The sequence below is a fragment of the Hahella sp. KA22 genome (assembly GCF_004135205.1).
In the GTDB taxonomy this organism is placed as follows: domain Bacteria; phylum Pseudomonadota; class Gammaproteobacteria; order Pseudomonadales; family Oleiphilaceae; genus Hahella.
In genome coordinates this window covers 4,151,991-4,167,030 of sequence record NZ_CP035490.1, presented here as the reverse complement: position 1 = coordinate 4,167,030, position 15,040 = coordinate 4,151,991, and the positions used below count along the sequence as shown (strand labels likewise).

Here is a 15,040-nt window from a genome sequence, read left to right as displayed (position 1 = left end):
ACCTTTGTGCCTGGTGGATCAAAATGCCGCTGGAGTCCATTGGCTACGTCAATTTCAATGTCCAATCGGGCAAGATCTGCAGACTGCTCGAGGATGACGTGTTCAAGAATTGAACGGTGGCGGGCCTCAACCTGCTTATCAGGACACCCATCTTAAAGTGGCGGTGACTAGTCGAGGCATACCAGCGATTAGCCAGAAAAAGGGGTCTTATTTATTATTATAAATAGGTTTAAGTTATGTTGTTAATCTATTGAATATAAATGATTTAAATTGTCAGATATGGTTCATTGAGTCTGGTGACTAAAATGCCGCTCTAACCAGGACACCCACTCTTGCAGCGGCGGCAATTCAAACTCTTCCGCCTTGCCTAGCTCATCCAGCTCCCGCAGGCGAATGGCGTCGTGAAAGGCGGGGTCAGCTTCAAACTCGCGGCATTGTTCTTCGGTGAACGGGCCGCCCTGTTGCAACAGGGTGGCCTGGCTGGCGACGGATAGTCCTTTGGCGTACTCAGGTCGGGTCGCCACCAGATAACGCTTCGCCTGCACATGCATGCCGATAGGCCTGATCAGGTTTTCTGGCAGTCCGTGTTCCCGTAGCCAGGACTCAGCAAGACTATCGTGATGGACATAGCCCCATTGATCCCGGCCGGGCAGGTTGCGATCTTCCGCCAGCAGGTGTCCGATGTCGTGTAGAAACGCAGCTCCGATGAGCGCTTTTGAGCCGCCTTGCCGCTGCGCACACCAGCCGCATTGCGCCATGTGTTCGTACTGCGTGCAGTGCTCGCCGTAGCTTCTGTTTCCATAAAGGCTGAACAGGCGCTCCAGTTCAGTCAGAAATTGATGGCTTATCATGAATGCGCCTTTTCATCTCTTAGCGATAGGATTTCCCAATTCCGCTCGGCGGCGATACGTCGCAGGACGGGGTCAGGATCAACCGCCACCGGGCGACGGACAGCCTCCAGCAGCGGCAGGTCATTATGGGAGTCGCTGTAAAAGGCCGCGCTGTGATAATCCCAGCCATGCTGGGCCGCCCATGCCTGCACCCGGATGACTTTGCCTTCTCTAAAAGTGGGTGTCCCGATAAGGGCGCCAGTGATGACGCCGTCCCGAGTCTCAATGTCCACCGCCAGCACATGGGCTACGCCAAGGCGAGCGGCGATTGGTTCCACCAAGTGCGCGCCGGTGGCGGAAACGATGACGACCGGGTCGCCGGCGCGGTGGTGCTCTTCCAGTAGAGCGCGGGCGCGTGAGGGAATCATGGCGTTAATGTGGGTGTCCAGATAAGCGTGGATCAGCGCTTGCAGCTGCGCAGGCGGCAGTCCCACCACGGGCGCCAGGGTGTAGGACATGTAGGCGTTGAAATCCAGGGCCCCGGCTTCGTAGTCATCCATAAAGGCTTGGTTGCGCTCCAGGAAATTGGGCGGCGTGGCGATGTCGTCCCGGGCGGCGAGAAATTCGGAAAAAGCTTGCGCGCTGTCGCCGGCGAGCAGGGTGTTATCGAGATCAAAAAGCGCTAAGGGCATAGAAAAACCTAAAATCGTGAGTCATAAAAAAAGCAAATATTAGCCTGATACTTTGCCTTCACGCGCTAGAGCGCAGCGCAGTCGAAAGGCGGGATCGAATGGATTGACGTCGTGGGCGTCAAAACGATTAGGGTCATACAGGCTGGCGTTGGTGAAGGGCTTGGCGCCACTGATAAGTTCGGCGATCAGACGTCCAAAACCGCCAGACGCCCCGACACCGCCGCCGCAGCATCCGGACGCCAGCCACAAACCGGGGATTCCCAAGGAGCCGATCAGAAAATGTCCGTCCGGGGTGTAGCTGGATACGCCGCTGACATAGGCGGCGATCCTTAATTCGTCCAACATGGGCAGCCAACGCTGAAGACCCGCGTAACCGTCTTCCAGCGACGCGAGGCCATTGCTGTCCTGATCAAAACTGAAGCGATGGATGTCCTCCGGTAGCAGCTCGGGCGAACAATGCACACGCTGGCGGTCGCGCAGTCCGAATAACAGTCCACCAACTTCCGGGCGTGCATAGGCGTTGGCGTCCGGCAGCACCAGGACCGGCGTATCCGGCTGGATGCGTGCGTCCGGGGCGGAGATCCAATATTGACTGCGCACCGGCGCCATGGCGGGCGCCAGTCCTAAAGGGCGCAATAGCAGCGCGCTCCAGGGACCGCCCGTCAGCACAAGCTGTCGAGAATAATAGCTGACGCCATCAGCGCACCTTACGCCGCAGACGCCTTGACTGTCCGTCAGAATTTCCGCGACCTCGGCATTGAGCTGTAACCTGGCGCCGCAGCGACGAGCATGACGCAAGTACGCGCTGGCCAGTTGATAGGGGTCGATATAGCCGTCTTCGGCGACGAAGACAGCCACAACGTCCTTGGGCGCTTGTAACCAGGGGAGGCGCGTCTGCAAATCATGGGTGTCCAGATAACGGACGGAGCGGCGCCGTTTGCTCGTTTCGTCCGCCAGCGTGTGGATTTTGGCGCTGGCGGCGGCGCTGACGCCTGCGTGCAGACTGCCGCAGGCGCGCAGATCCAGGTCTTCCTTCAAGTTGGTTTGCAGGCGTTCAATCGCACGCCAGGTTTCGTCGACCATCTCCAGCCCGGTGGCGTCGCCGCGGGCGCGTCCCAACAAGGCGGCGGCCTGGCTGGTGGTGGCGCTGGCGGGCGCGCGTCGATCCAGCAACAGGACTTTCTGTCCTTGCGCGCTTAAATAGTCGGCGCTGGCGCATCCGAGGATGCCGGCGCCGATGACAATGACGTCAAAATGTCGATTTGTGGTACTCATCTTCTTTCATCAATCACGTTAACAGACCTTACCCAAGCGCCACGGCGACCAGCCCGCATACGGTGGTGAAGACGCCCGCAACCTTGGGGGGATACAGTTTCTCCTTGAACCCCACCACCGCCATTAGCACGCCCAAGGGAATGCTGACCTGACGAAACGCAACCACGTAACTGACGTTACTGGCGAACGCCATGGCCAGAATCACCAACGCATAAGCGCCGGTCATAAAGGCGGCGGTTCCTATGCATCGCACCAAAGAGTGACGCAGTAACGGTTGCAGGCGCTCTTGCTCCTTGCTGACTAAAGCGATTAACAAGGACATCCATAGCGCAGCGCTCAGGCACTGCAAGGTGACGTAGACCAGAGACACCTGGAGCGGGTCCGCCCAGGGGCGTCCACTGACAGGATCGAGTAGTCCGCGCATCTGACTGGTGGCGGCGTCGTCGACGATGGAATATCCGGCGGTGGCCACAGCCGCCAGCAGGGCGAAGGCGGTGGTGCGGTTGCCGTAGTTGGACCAGCGCAGGTCGCTGAAACGGGTCATAGGGATAAACAGACACCCACCCACAATCAACGCCACGCCGATCATCGCTTGCACGCTGATGCTGTCGCGTTGGCCGAGAGCGAAGGTGGTCAGGCAGACGATGATCAGCGGCGATGAACGCGCAATGGGGTAAGCAATGGACATATCCCCGGCCTGATAAGCCGCCGCCAGGGCGCTCAAATACACGGCCTGGAACAAGCCAGTCGCCAGCAACAGCAGCAGAATTCTGGCGTCAAAGGCGGCGATCAGTTGTGTCTGCGCGAACAGAATTGGCGCGAACAGCAGAAAACCGAACAAGGTCACCAGAAAGAAAAAGGCGATGGTGGGGCTGGACTTCTTACCGTAGAAGTTCCAGCCCGCATGGGCGACAGCGGAAATCAGCACCAAAACCAAAGCCGTCCATGTCACCTGAGGGAAACTCCCGCCGCGGTTAAGGTGACGCCGGCCAGACCGGTGGTGTCCGGGCCGTGGCCTTGCGCCAGCCAGCGCTCAATATACTCTACCGCCGCGGGCAGATCCGCCACGCTGCCGATGATGACGTGGGCTCCGCCGCGCCGAAAACGCTCTTGCGCCTGCTCTCGTAAGACGGTTTTGCTGGCGCTGTCCAATGCGGTCCAGTCTTCCTGGCTCAGGCCGACTTCATTGCCGGAGGTGGTGACGCCGACGGTCCACATGCCTGCGGCCAGGCCTTCTTCGATGCCGGGCAGGGTGTCGTCCACTTTGATGCAGGCGCGCACGTCGCCAACGCCCAGCTCCAGCGCGTTCTTCAGACTCATGTGAGGATAAGGGCGCCCTTTGGGCACGTCCGTTGCGCACACATTGCTGGCGGGACGATAGCCCTGGGCGGCGGCGATATCCGCCAGAACGTCCAGCATGTCGCGGTTATAGCCGGTATTCGCGCCGATTTTGATATTGCGTCGCTCCAGCCAGGCGACTGTTTCCAGCAGGCCGGGGATAGGGCGGGCGCATTCGCGAATGGCCTCGATCTGCATCGGCACGAAGGCGTGATACAGGCGATCAATGTCCGCCTCGCTCGCCAGCGCGCCATATTTCTCTCTCCAGGCTTCGCGCACTCGCGGCATGGTCAGGATTCGCGTGATGTGTTCGCGTTTCTCCGTCCCCATCGGCTCGCGGGCTTCCGCCAGAGTGATGGGAATCTCTTGCTCGGCGAACAGATTCTGAAAGGCGCGAATCGGCGCCATCGAGCCGAAATCGTAGGTGGTGCCGGCCCAGTCGAAAATGACGGCTTCAATGGGGCCGCGGTAAAAACGTTGATAGGCGTAACTCATGACAGAGAAATCTCCATAGCGATAAGGGTGTCTTTGACGGCTTGCAGCAGACGCGCCACTTCCGGCGTGTCGATTTTGCCGATGCAGCCGATGCGGAAGCTTTCGGTCTGGGTCAGTTTGCCCGGATAGATCACGAAGCCGCGCTGCTTCAGTTCTTGATAGAAGCGTTTGAAATCAAAGCTGGGATCGTCAGGGGATAAAAAGGTGACGATGATCGGCGATAGCCAGCGTTCTTCCAGCAGTGTACGGAAACCCAATTGACGCATACCGGCGACGAGTTGGTCGCGATTACGGGTATAGCGGGCCAGACGTCCGGGGGCGTCGCCTTCTTCCTCATATTCCCGCAGCGCCTGGGCGAACGCCGCTACCGTATGGGTTGGCGGGGTATAGCGCCATTGTCCTGTTTTTTCCATATAAGCCCACTGGTCATGCAGATCCATGCTCAGCGAGTGAGCGTTGCCTTTGGCCAGCTCCAGCAAGTCCTGGCGAATCAACGCGAAGCCAAAGCCGGGAACTCCTTCGAAGCACTTGTTGGCGGAGGAGATCAATGCAGCGTAGCCCAGTCGCTTTGCGTCTGCGGGCAGGGCGCCAAAGGCGCTCATAGAGTCGATAATCAACTTGCGCCCGGCGGCGTTGACCACTTCTGCGATGGCTTCAACGGGATTCAAAATCCCCGAGCTGGTCTCGCAATGCACCACCGCCACAGCGGTGATGCTGGCGTCCTGACGCAGCAATTCCGCCACGGCGTTCGGGTCGGGAGGCAGGTAGTCGCCGGTGTCGATGCAGACGTAGGGGCGCTTGAGGTAGTCGCAGATTTTGGCGATGCGTTGTCCATAGGCGCCGTTCATCAGCACCAGTAGCTTATCCTGCGGACCAAGCAGGGTTCCCAGGGTCGCTTCCACGGCGAAAGTGCCGCTGCCCTGCAAAGGTACGCAAACATGGGTGTCCTGGGCATTGGCGACGGCCAGCAACTTATCCCGCACCGTCTGGGTGACCTGATTAAAGTCCTGATCCCAGGAGCCCCAGTCCGTCAGCATGGCTTCTTTTACCGTGCGGGAAGTGGTGATCGGGCCGGGGGTGAGCAGATAATAATTGGGTTGGTTCATAAATGAGCCCTCAAAAAACGAAAGAGAAAATCCTGGGGACGCCATCGCGGTCTTCAGGCGCAGCGCCATTTCTGGGTGCGTCGCAGTAACAGGCCGCCCAACAGCCATTGCAGAAGCTTGGCGACCAGACAGGTCAGCATGATCATGACCGCCATCGCCGCAGCGGGGGCGATGTCCCCGGCGTCGTCCATGTTCAGTACGGACACGGACGCCAGCATGGTGTTGTGGGAATACAGAAAGATGACGGCGGACACGGTGGTCATGGCGTTGACGAATAGATAGCCGCCAATCTCCAATACCGCAGGCAGACACACCGGCAAGGACACGCGCCAGAACGTTAACCATTGCGGCGCTTTCAACGAGGCGGACACGGCCTCGAACTCTGGATCGATTTGCTTCAAGGCGGTCACCGCGGTGAGATGACAGACCGTGTAAAAGTGCGCGATGGTGCAGATCACCAGGATCGCCATGGTGGCGTACAGGCCGTTCAGTGGGTTGGACGGCGCGTTGAAGAAAAAGATGTACGCCAGCCCCAGCGCCATGCCGGGCACCGCCAGCGGCAGGATGGCGATAAAGTGGAACAGGGCGCGCAAGGGGCGGAAACCTTGCAGCTTCTCCACCAGATAAGCATTGAAAAAGATAAAAATAGCGCCGAAAAATGCGGTATAGGTCGCCATTCGTAAGGAGTTCCAGTAAGCCTCCCAACCGCCTCCGTCCATCAGGTCGAACTGATAGTTCTTCAACGACAGACTCAGGTTGTAGGGCCAGAACGTCACCAGTGAGGCGTAGATCGCCATAGTGATGACTCCCAGGATCGTCGCCGTCAGCAGCAGCATGAAAAGCGTGCAGCCCTTATCCGCTAGGGGGCGACGGGGCGGCGTCCAGGGCGCCGCCTTTGAGGTCAACGCTGCGGATTGGCGTCGCTGCGCCCAACGGTCCGCCAGAAAAGTCAGGATCGCAGGCAGAAGCAAAATCACACTCACCACCGCACCCATCTGAAAATTCTGCTGACCGATCACCTGCTTGTAGATGTCCGTGGCGAGCATGTTGTATTGGCCGCCAATGACCTTAGGCACCCCGAAGTCCGTGATGACCAAAGTGAACACCACGAAGGCGGCGCTAATCAGGCCGTATTTGGCGCCGGGCAGGGTGACGGTAAAAAACGTGCGAAGGGGCGACGCACCTAGCGCGGAAGCGGACTCGTACAGGCGTCCGTCGGTATTGGACAGCGCCGTCACCAGGATCATCAGGGCATGGGGAAAGGTCCAGAAACAGGAGCCAATAACAATGCCGATCGGACCATAGATGCTTTCTCCCAACAGCCATGTTTTGATGACTCCTTGGTTGCCGAACAGATACACCAGACTGATGGCAGGCAATAACGAAGGCGCCAGAATCGGCGCCGCCAGCGCCATACGGAACGCGCCTTTGCCGGGCAAGCGGGTGCGAGTCAGCGAATAGGCGGCCAGGAACGCCAGGGTGATCACGATGACAGTGCTCAGTAAAGCGATCGTCAGCGAGTTGCCGATAGACGCCACCAGCGAGGGAGTATTCGCGTAGGCGATGAAATTTTCCAGGCCGACAAAATCTCCCGCCCGGTTTTGCAGACTTTTGGACAGCAACGCGTACAAAGGCGCGGCGACTGCCGTCAATAACGCCAGCAAACCTATCAGCATGGCGCCGCCAAGCGCCCATTCGTCGCGGCTACGACGTAGAGTGATGGATAGCGGGATGACGCTGGGGCGGGCTGGCAGGGTCATGGTCGCTCTACTCATGACGCCTCCGCAAACAATCGCAGACGATCACGAGGCAGTTGAAATTCCACGGACTGCCCCTGACGCAATCCCAGCTCCGCCATCTCATTCATGGAAATATCCGCCACCAATACGGCGTTCTGGCTGTCCAGGGCGAGGCGCGAGCGCACGCGGGAGCCAAGAAACTGGATGTCCAGCACGCTGCCGCTCAGTACATTATGGCGATCGCCGTTCAGACGCAGACGGATATCCTCGGGACGCACGGCGATTTTTACCGGCGCGGACTCCGACATATCCGCAGCGCGGGCGCACTGCAACGTCACCGGTCCCGTCTGTAGTGAATGATTCGGGCCGACGCGCCCTGGTAGAAAATTCATCTCTCCCACGAATTCCGCCACAAAGGGCGTGCGGGGATGGGTATAGATATCCTGAGGGGAGCCGATCTGTTCAATGCGGCCGTGGTTCATCACCACAATCCGGTCCGCCATGGTCAACGCTTCCTCCTGATCATGGGTGACCATAATGGTGGTCACGCCGAGCCGCGCCTGCAGTTGTTTGATCTCCTGTCGCAAATGCGCACGCACACGGGCGTCCAGGGCAGACAGGGGCTCATCAAGCAGCAATAAACCCGGGGAAGTGGCCAACGCCCGCGCGAGGGCGACCCGTTGTTGTTGTCCGCCGGACAGTTGCGAAGGGTACTTATCTTCACTGCCGTCCAGGCCTACTACGCTGAGCAGCTCACGCACCCGCTGACGTCGCTCATCCGCTTTCACGCCCTGAGACTTCAGGCCATAACCGACGTTATCCGCCACAGATAAATTGGGAAACAGGGCATAGGATTGAAACACGATGCCGAAATCCCGCGCTTTCACCGGCGCATGAGTGATGTCCCGCCCGCCCTGCGTCACTTGACCCGCACTGAGGACATCCAGTCCAGCGATAATGCGCAGCAAACTGGTCTTACCGCAGCCCGAAGGTCCCAGAAAGCAGATGAACTCACCTTCATTCACGGACAGCGAAACGGATCTCAGCGCCTGGAAATTACCGAAGTATTGATCGATATCGGTCAACTGCAGATAAGGTGCGGGGGACTTGGACATCTTTAATTACTCTTGTTCTGTCTATCAAAATTTAACCGGCGTCCGCTGAAACTAACTGGACACCCACTTTTAATCCCAAACTCGCCCGTTCGCGCTGAGCTTGTCGAAGCACTCTTATGGGGGGCCTGATTACTTCCGGTCATCATCAAGGTCATTACAGGGACACCCACTTTTAACCCTCAAACACACCCGTTCGCGCTGAGCTTGTCGAAGCGCTCTTATGGGTGTCCTTATTACTTCTGGTCATCATCAAGGTCATTACATGGACACCCACTTTAGGCCGCGTTTGTCTGCCGCCCTTCGACAGGCTCAGGACGAACGGTGGTGTTAAATAAACCCCCGCTTTTAATCCTAAATTCAGCGCGAACGAGGTGAGCTTTTAAATTGGATGTCCGGTTAAGAACACACCCTCGAAACAACTGCTTATCCCTAAAAACTCAATCCCAAACCCACCCGTTCGCGCTGAGCTTGTCGAAGCGCTCTTATGGGTGTCCTGCTAATTTCCGGTCATCATCAAGGTCATTACAGGGACACCCACTTTAGGCCGCGTTTGTTTGCCGCCCTTCGACAGGCTCAGGACGAACGGCGGTGTTAAACGGACACCCGCTTTTAACCCTCAAACACACCCGTTCGCGCTGAGCCTGTCGAAGCGCTCTTATGGGTGTCCTAATAGCTTCCAGTCATCATAAAGGTCATTACAGGGACACCCACTTTAGGCCGGGTTTGTCGGCCGCCCTTCGACAAGCTCAGGACGAACGGCGGTGTTAAACGGACACCCACTTTTAATCCCAAGCTCACCCGTTCGCGCTGAGCTTGTCGAAGCGCTCTTATGGGTGTCCTGACAACTTGCGGTCATCATCAAGGTCATTACAGGGACACTCACTTTAGGCCGCGTTTGTCTGCCGCCCTTCGACAGGCTCAGGACGAACGGCGGTGTTAAACGGACACCCACTTTTAACCCCAATCACATCCGTTCGCGCTGAGCCTGTCGAAGCGCTCTTATGGTCCAGTCATCATCAAGGCCATTACAGGGACACCCACTTTAGGCCGCGTTTGTCTGCCGCCCTTCGACAGGCTCAGGACGAACGGCGATGTTAAATGGGCACCCACTTTTAATCCCAAGCTCAGCACGAATGCGAGGGGCGTTTAAAGTGGGTGTCCTGTTAGCGCGGTTAGCGCTGATTACTTGGCTTCGCTCTTGCCGTCGAAGCGTTTTTGCCATTCCGCCAGGATGCGTTCGCGGTTGGCGGCGGCCCAGGTGAAGTTGTTGTCGATCATCAGGGCTTCGGCGTTTTCCGGGAAGTACTGCACCGGTTTGGCGACGCCGGGCATGGCGACGACGGCGTAGCCTTCGTTGTAGGTTTCATTGGCTTTGCGGGAGACGGTCCAGTCCACCAGGGTTTGGGCGGCGTCCATTTTCTTGGAGCCTTTCACGATAGCGGTGGCTTCCATGTCCCAGCCCAGGCCTTCCTGGGGGAAGATAATGTCCAGCGGCGCGCCGTCTTTCTTGGATTTTGCAGCGCGGAAGGCGAAGGAGATGCCGATGGGGGTTTCACCGGCCGCGGCCATTTTACAGGGTTTGGAGCCGGAGTGGGTGTAGCGGCTGATGTTCTGGTGCAGGTCGCTCATGTACTGCCAGCCTCTTTCCTCGCCGAACATCTGCAGCCAGCTGCTCACGTCCAGGAAGCCTGTGCCGGAGGAGTTGGGGTTAGGCATGATGATATGGCCCTGATATTCCGGCCTGGTCAGGTCTTTCCAGGAAGTAGGCTTGGGCAGATTGAGTTTCTCCGCTTCCACGGTGTTGAAACACACTGCCGCCATCCAGGCGTCCATGCCGGTCCATACAGGCTCCGCATTGTTATCGCGGAATTTAGGGGAGAGGGCGTCATAGCCTTTGGGCTTGTAGGATTGCAGCATGCCTTCGTCGTTAAGCAGCATCAGGCTGGTGGCGGCCAGGCCCCAGACGACGTCCGCCTGCGGGTTTTCTTTTTCCGCCAGCAGTTTGGCGGTGATGATACCGGTGGAATCCCTCACCCAGTTGATTTTGATGTCCGGATGCTCTTCGTTGAAGCGCGCCGCGTATTTCTTCAAATCTTCCGCTTCGATAGCGGTATATACGGTCAATTCAGTGGTCGCCGCCTGGGCCGCCAGGGAACACAGAGCTGCGCCGGCCAGGACGCTCACACGCTTCAACAGATACTTCAACGTCATTTTCAGTCTCCTTGGTGAGGGTTGGAGGTTGCTTCTGGTCTATACCAGAGGCAACGGTAGCGACTGAATGTTGCAGAAAGGTGACGTTTTGAAGAACTTTGTGATTAACCGGCGTATGCACCGTATTTGAGTGGCGAGCGGTTGCGAGAAGATTAGTCGTTGACGTCGATCTGGATCGTCACTGCGTCATGACGCCAGTATTCGTAGTCCAACTCCAATACCCGACCGGAGGCGTCGTAGTTGGTTCGCTCGATATGGAGGCCGGGCAGACCCGCCGCTGCGCCTAGTTCCCGGGCGGCGTCTTCATGCAGCGCAGTGGATTTAAAAATCAGGTTCATGCTGTGATAGGCCTGCCCATACTTGCTGCGCAGCAGGTGGGTTAATGACTGCGACATGTCTTCCTTTTCGATGCCGGGCAGCAGCGCCGTGTTGATATAGATGTGCTCGATCAGCACGGGGCGCCCGTCAATGGAGCGGCGGCGTTGCAAGAACAACAGGCGCGCGCCTTTGTCGACTTTCATCAGCTCCGCCATACGCGCGTCCGCAGGATTGACGGTGACGCCGATCAGGTCAGTGCTGGGTTCAAAGCCCTGACTGGACACGTACTCAATAAAACTCTGCCGCCGCGCCGGGTTGTACACCACCGCCGGCGGCGAGACGAACCAGCCGCGCCGGTTCTGGCGATAGATCAACCCTTCGGCTTCCAGGATCTGTAATCCCTGGCGTACCGTCATGCGAGTGAGATTGAAGCGTTCGCCGATATCCCGTTCAGAAGGCAGCTTCTCTCCAGGCAGGAGGGCCTGCTGGCGGATCAGATAGCTGAAGTGCTGTTGCAGGTAGCGGTAATGGTTGTCGATCTGCTTTTCCATCAAAGATTCTTCTGGTCTATTCCAAAAATACGACAAGGCTATTGAAGCTATATGACGATTCTATGACGGTCCGTCGAAGGTCAACGCCGCTAACCGGTGAGTCGACGTCGCTCTTTTCCGAATTCAGCGTTCCCGTCGCCTTTTGACTTTGTTTGCGAAGCTTAGCAGAAACCACAGGCTGCCGTCGCAACAGGAAAAGAACGATCAGGAGGCGGTAAGGGAACTTGCGACGCTGACGCCTGTCGGAAGTCTCGGCGTCGTTCCCAAGACGCGGTAACTCCAAGTGGAACGTTTTAATTTTCAAGGAAATAACGCATGACTGTTAATGCAGAACGAGTGGGCCAGGTGATCCGCAGCGGCGGGCTGGTCTGGTACAACGCAGCCAACGAGAAGCTGGTGTCCAAGCAAATCATTCAGGCCCCGCAACGGGACGGCATGATGGACAACTTCACTCACGCGAAAGTGGAGTTTGGCGACAATGAAGTGCTTCTGAAGTCTGTGCCGGGGCCGGAAGGGGCGGATGCGGTGAACATCAAATATCGTGATCGCCAGGCGACCTTCGCTGACCTGGAAGCCCCTGGTTATATCTATTCCGACAGCTTCTCCGGCTGTGTGTTCTATCTGTTCCGCGGACCGCTTGGATACCTGCACGCGGTGCACGCTTATCGGGGCGGCGGCAGGCTGGCGGACCCCACTGAATACTTCAAGGCCAGAGGCGGCAAGCTGCTGTATAAATGGGACAGCCTGGGCATGTTGACGCAGGACGAACTGATGAGTTACCAGACCGGCGCGGTATTGGCTTGCGTCAGCCGCGATACCATCGATGTGTTCGCTTTCGCCACCAAGAACCGTGAGGTGAAACGACTCATCGATCACACAGCCATCCCTGGCTGGGTGGCCAGCGCCGGGCTGCCGGTCTGAGCCTGCGTTGAATTAAAGCTCACTTGTTGCGCCGCTGCGTTAGCGGCGCTTTTTCATCAAACTTCCCATGCCAATTTCCCTCCTCGCCCAGGCATTTTCTGACCTGGTGCGGTTCTTGCCCCTGTTCAGGGTGAATTAAAGGCGGTTTTGTTTAACCATTCCAACAGGTTACCGCCAAGTTCTTGCAACCCCCGTACTTAATACGATTCTCGTACTTAGGGACAGACTTCAGGAAATTGATCATGGCGACAAAAAAATCCACATCCGTTAAAACAAGTAAAAGTTACAAAGAAAATGTAGGGAAGGGCGGAGAAACGCATCAAGAATCCCGGAGCGCACCTGTGCTCAAGACACCTCAAGGGACACCCATTGCAGACAACCAAAACTCTCTGCGCGCCGGCGCCCGCGGACCAGGCTTGCTGGAAGACCGGCAATTGCGGGAAAAGCTGTTTCATTTTGATCATGAACGTATTCCCGAGCGTGTTGTACATGCGCGGGGCTTCGGCGCTCACGGCTACTTCGAGGCGCTGGACACCCTGGATGGCGTGACCTGCGCCGATCTGTTCAAACGCAAAGGGCGTAAGACGCCGGTGTTCGCACGCTTCTCCACGGTGGCGGGTAACAAAGGCTCCGCCGATCTGGCCCGCGATGTGCGCGGCTTCGCCGTGAAGTTTTATACCCAGGAAGGCAACTGGGATTTGGTGGGGAACAATATTCCAGTGTTCTTCATACAGGACGCCATGAAGTTCCCCGATTTGATTCACGCCGCAAAGGCGGAGCCGGACCGCGGTTTCCCCCAGGCGCAAACGGCCCATGATAATTTCTGGGACTTTATTTCCCTGACCCCGGAAAGCATGCACATGGTGATGTGGATCATGTCCGACCGGACCATTCCCCGATCCCTGCGTTTTATGGAAGGCTTTGGCGTGCACACCTTCCGTTTTATTAACGCCGCAGGCAAATCCACCTTTGTTAAGTTTCACTGGAAGCCGGCGCAGGGCATGCAGTCCGTGACCTGGGACGAGGCGCTGCGCATCAACGGAGCCGACCCCGATTACCATCGTCGCGATATGTGGAATGCGATTCAGTCAGGGGACTATCCCACCTGGGAACTGGGCGTTCAGCTCTTTGACGACGCCTTCGCGGAAAAATTCGAGTTTGACGTGCTGGACGCCACCAAACTGATCCCTGAGGAACAGGTTCCAGTGAAAATCGTCGGCAGAATGGTGCTCAACAAAGCGGTCGATAACTTCTTTGCGGAAACGGAACAGGTCGCCTTCTGCACCCAGAATCTGGTCCCCGGCATTGATCAAAGCAACGATCCGCTGCTGCAGGGGCGCAATTTCTCTTATCTGGACACCCAACTTAAACGCCTGGGTAGCCCCAACTTCACGCACATCCCCATCAATGCGCCTAAATGTCCGGTGCACAACTTCATGCAGGACGGCCATATGGCCATGCACAACCGCGCGGGGCGCGCCAATTACGAGCCGAATAGCTGGGGCGGCGAGCAGGGCGGGCCGCGCGAGGATAGCGAAACGGGCTACGTCAGCTATTCTGAACCGATGACGGGGGAGAAAGTCCGGCAACGCAGCGAAACCTTCAGTGATCACTACAGCCAGGCCAATCAGTTTTACCGTAGTCAAACCGAGGCCGAACAGGCGCATATCGCTGACGCCCTGGTGTTTGAATTAAGCAAGGTGGAGCGTAGCGACATTCGGGAAAGAATGGTCTCACACTTGCTTAATATTGACCGGGGACTGGCGAAAAACGTCGCCAACAAATTAGGGATCAGTAACATGCCTAAACCGGCCCCGGCGGCCAGGAAACCTATTATGGACTTACCTGTCTCGGATGCGTTGAGTATCAATAAAAGCTCACAGCCGACCCTGGCTGGGCGCACGTTCGGCGTATTTCTGTCCAACGGCGCAGATAACAAGCTGCTGAAAAACTTAAAACGTCTGCTTAAAAAAGAGGGCGCGGATTACGACTTGATCACCCCCGCCATCCAGGGAACGACATTAAGCGATGGCGAAGTCATCACCGGCGACGAAACCTACGAAGGCGGCCCCTCAGCTTTATACGACGTCGTCGTAGTGATAGTCAGCGACGAACAACGGAGTCTGTTCACCACGACGCCAGCAGCCAGACATTTCATCGAAGATGCGTACCGGCACAGCAAATACATCGCGTACTCCAGCAATCTGCAAGAGACCGTGGAACAATTACTAAACGGCCGCGAATGCGACCAGGCCATGTTCAGCCTGTCTAAAAAAGCGGATATAGAACGCTTCCTGACCAGCGCCAGAGCCCTGCGTTATTGGGACAGGGAAGACGGATAGGGCGTTCAGCAAGCTTTTAGCCAGCCCAGTATTTGGGCTGGCTTTTTTATTAATCAGGCAGTCAAATAGCTTCCTTCTATTTGTCTGCAACGACAGGGCCTGCACAG

Annotated in this window: 12 protein-coding genes; 2 read left to right on the top strand and 10 right to left on the bottom strand. The window is 57.3% G+C overall.

Features of this window, described 5'->3' with window-relative positions; translation table 11 throughout:
- Positions 1 to 284: 284 nt before the first annotated feature.
- The 10 genes from EUZ85_RS18405 to phnR form a co-directional block, all read right to left on the bottom strand.
- Entirely contained in the window at positions 285 to 851 is a 567-nt protein-coding gene (locus EUZ85_RS18405) for a phosphonate degradation HD-domain oxygenase (protein WP_127970673.1), read from the bottom strand.
- Entirely contained in the window at positions 848 to 1,522 is a 675-nt protein-coding gene (locus EUZ85_RS18400; RefSeq protein WP_127970666.1) for an HAD family phosphatase, read from the bottom strand. Before EUZ85_RS18400 ends, EUZ85_RS18405 begins: the two co-directional genes overlap by 4 nt.
- A 39-nt stretch (positions 1,523 to 1,561) precedes the next feature.
- Positions 1,562 to 2,797 (bottom strand): FAD-binding oxidoreductase, encoded by a 1,236-nt coding sequence (locus EUZ85_RS18395; protein ID WP_127970665.1) that lies wholly within the window; start codon positions 2,795 to 2,797, stop codon positions 1,562 to 1,564.
- A 28-nt stretch (positions 2,798 to 2,825) separates the two neighbouring features.
- Positions 2,826 to 3,749: an EamA family transporter gene (locus tag EUZ85_RS18390; RefSeq protein WP_127970664.1), complete on the bottom strand. Its 924-nt coding sequence runs from the start codon at positions 3,747 to 3,749 to the stop codon at positions 2,826 to 2,828.
- The gene (phnX, locus tag EUZ85_RS18385; RefSeq protein WP_127970663.1) at positions 3,746 to 4,630 is read right to left on the bottom strand and encodes a phosphonoacetaldehyde hydrolase; all 885 of its coding nucleotides are present in this window, start codon (positions 4,628 to 4,630) and stop codon (positions 3,746 to 3,748) included. Before phnX ends, EUZ85_RS18390 begins: the two co-directional genes overlap by 4 nt.
- Positions 4,627 to 5,736, bottom strand: a complete 1,110-nt coding sequence (locus tag EUZ85_RS18380) for a 2-aminoethylphosphonate--pyruvate transaminase (protein ID WP_127970662.1) — start codon at positions 5,734 to 5,736, stop codon at positions 4,627 to 4,629. The genes phnX and EUZ85_RS18380 overlap by 4 nt, the downstream gene beginning before the upstream one ends.
- Before the next feature lie 53 nt (positions 5,737 to 5,789).
- On the bottom strand, positions 5,790 to 7,511 hold the full coding sequence (locus tag EUZ85_RS18375; protein ID WP_127970661.1) for a putative 2-aminoethylphosphonate ABC transporter permease subunit: 1,722 nt from the start codon (positions 7,509 to 7,511) through the stop codon (positions 5,790 to 5,792).
- Positions 7,508 to 8,590, bottom strand: a complete 1,083-nt coding sequence (locus EUZ85_RS18370; RefSeq protein ID WP_127970660.1) for a putative 2-aminoethylphosphonate ABC transporter ATP-binding protein — start codon at positions 8,588 to 8,590, stop codon at positions 7,508 to 7,510. Before EUZ85_RS18370 ends, EUZ85_RS18375 begins: the two co-directional genes overlap by 4 nt.
- A gap of 1,182 nt (positions 8,591 to 9,772) precedes the next feature.
- Positions 9,773 to 10,801 carry a putative 2-aminoethylphosphonate ABC transporter substrate-binding protein gene (locus EUZ85_RS18365; protein ID WP_127970659.1) on the bottom strand — a complete coding sequence of 343 codons (1,029 nt, stop codon included), beginning with the start codon at positions 10,799 to 10,801 and terminating at the stop codon, positions 9,773 to 9,775.
- Between the two features lie 152 nt (positions 10,802 to 10,953).
- Positions 10,954 to 11,670, bottom strand: coding sequence for a phosphonate utilization transcriptional regulator PhnR (gene phnR, locus EUZ85_RS18360; protein ID WP_127970658.1), 717 nt, complete (start codon positions 11,668 to 11,670; stop codon positions 10,954 to 10,956).
- A 315-nt stretch (positions 11,671 to 11,985) separates the two neighbouring features.
- On the opposite strand from phnR, the gene EUZ85_RS18355 reads away from it, so the two are divergent.
- Both EUZ85_RS18355 and EUZ85_RS18350 read left to right on the top strand, forming a co-directional pair.
- Positions 11,986 to 12,591: a hypothetical protein gene (locus tag EUZ85_RS18355; RefSeq protein WP_127970657.1), complete on the top strand. Its 606-nt coding sequence runs from the start codon at positions 11,986 to 11,988 to the stop codon at positions 12,589 to 12,591.
- Positions 12,592 to 12,932: 341 nt separating this feature from the next.
- Positions 12,933 to 14,933 (top strand): catalase, encoded by a 2,001-nt coding sequence (locus EUZ85_RS18350; RefSeq protein WP_305000033.1) that lies wholly within the window; start codon positions 12,933 to 12,935, stop codon positions 14,931 to 14,933.
- Positions 14,934 to 15,040 lie beyond the last annotated feature (107 nt).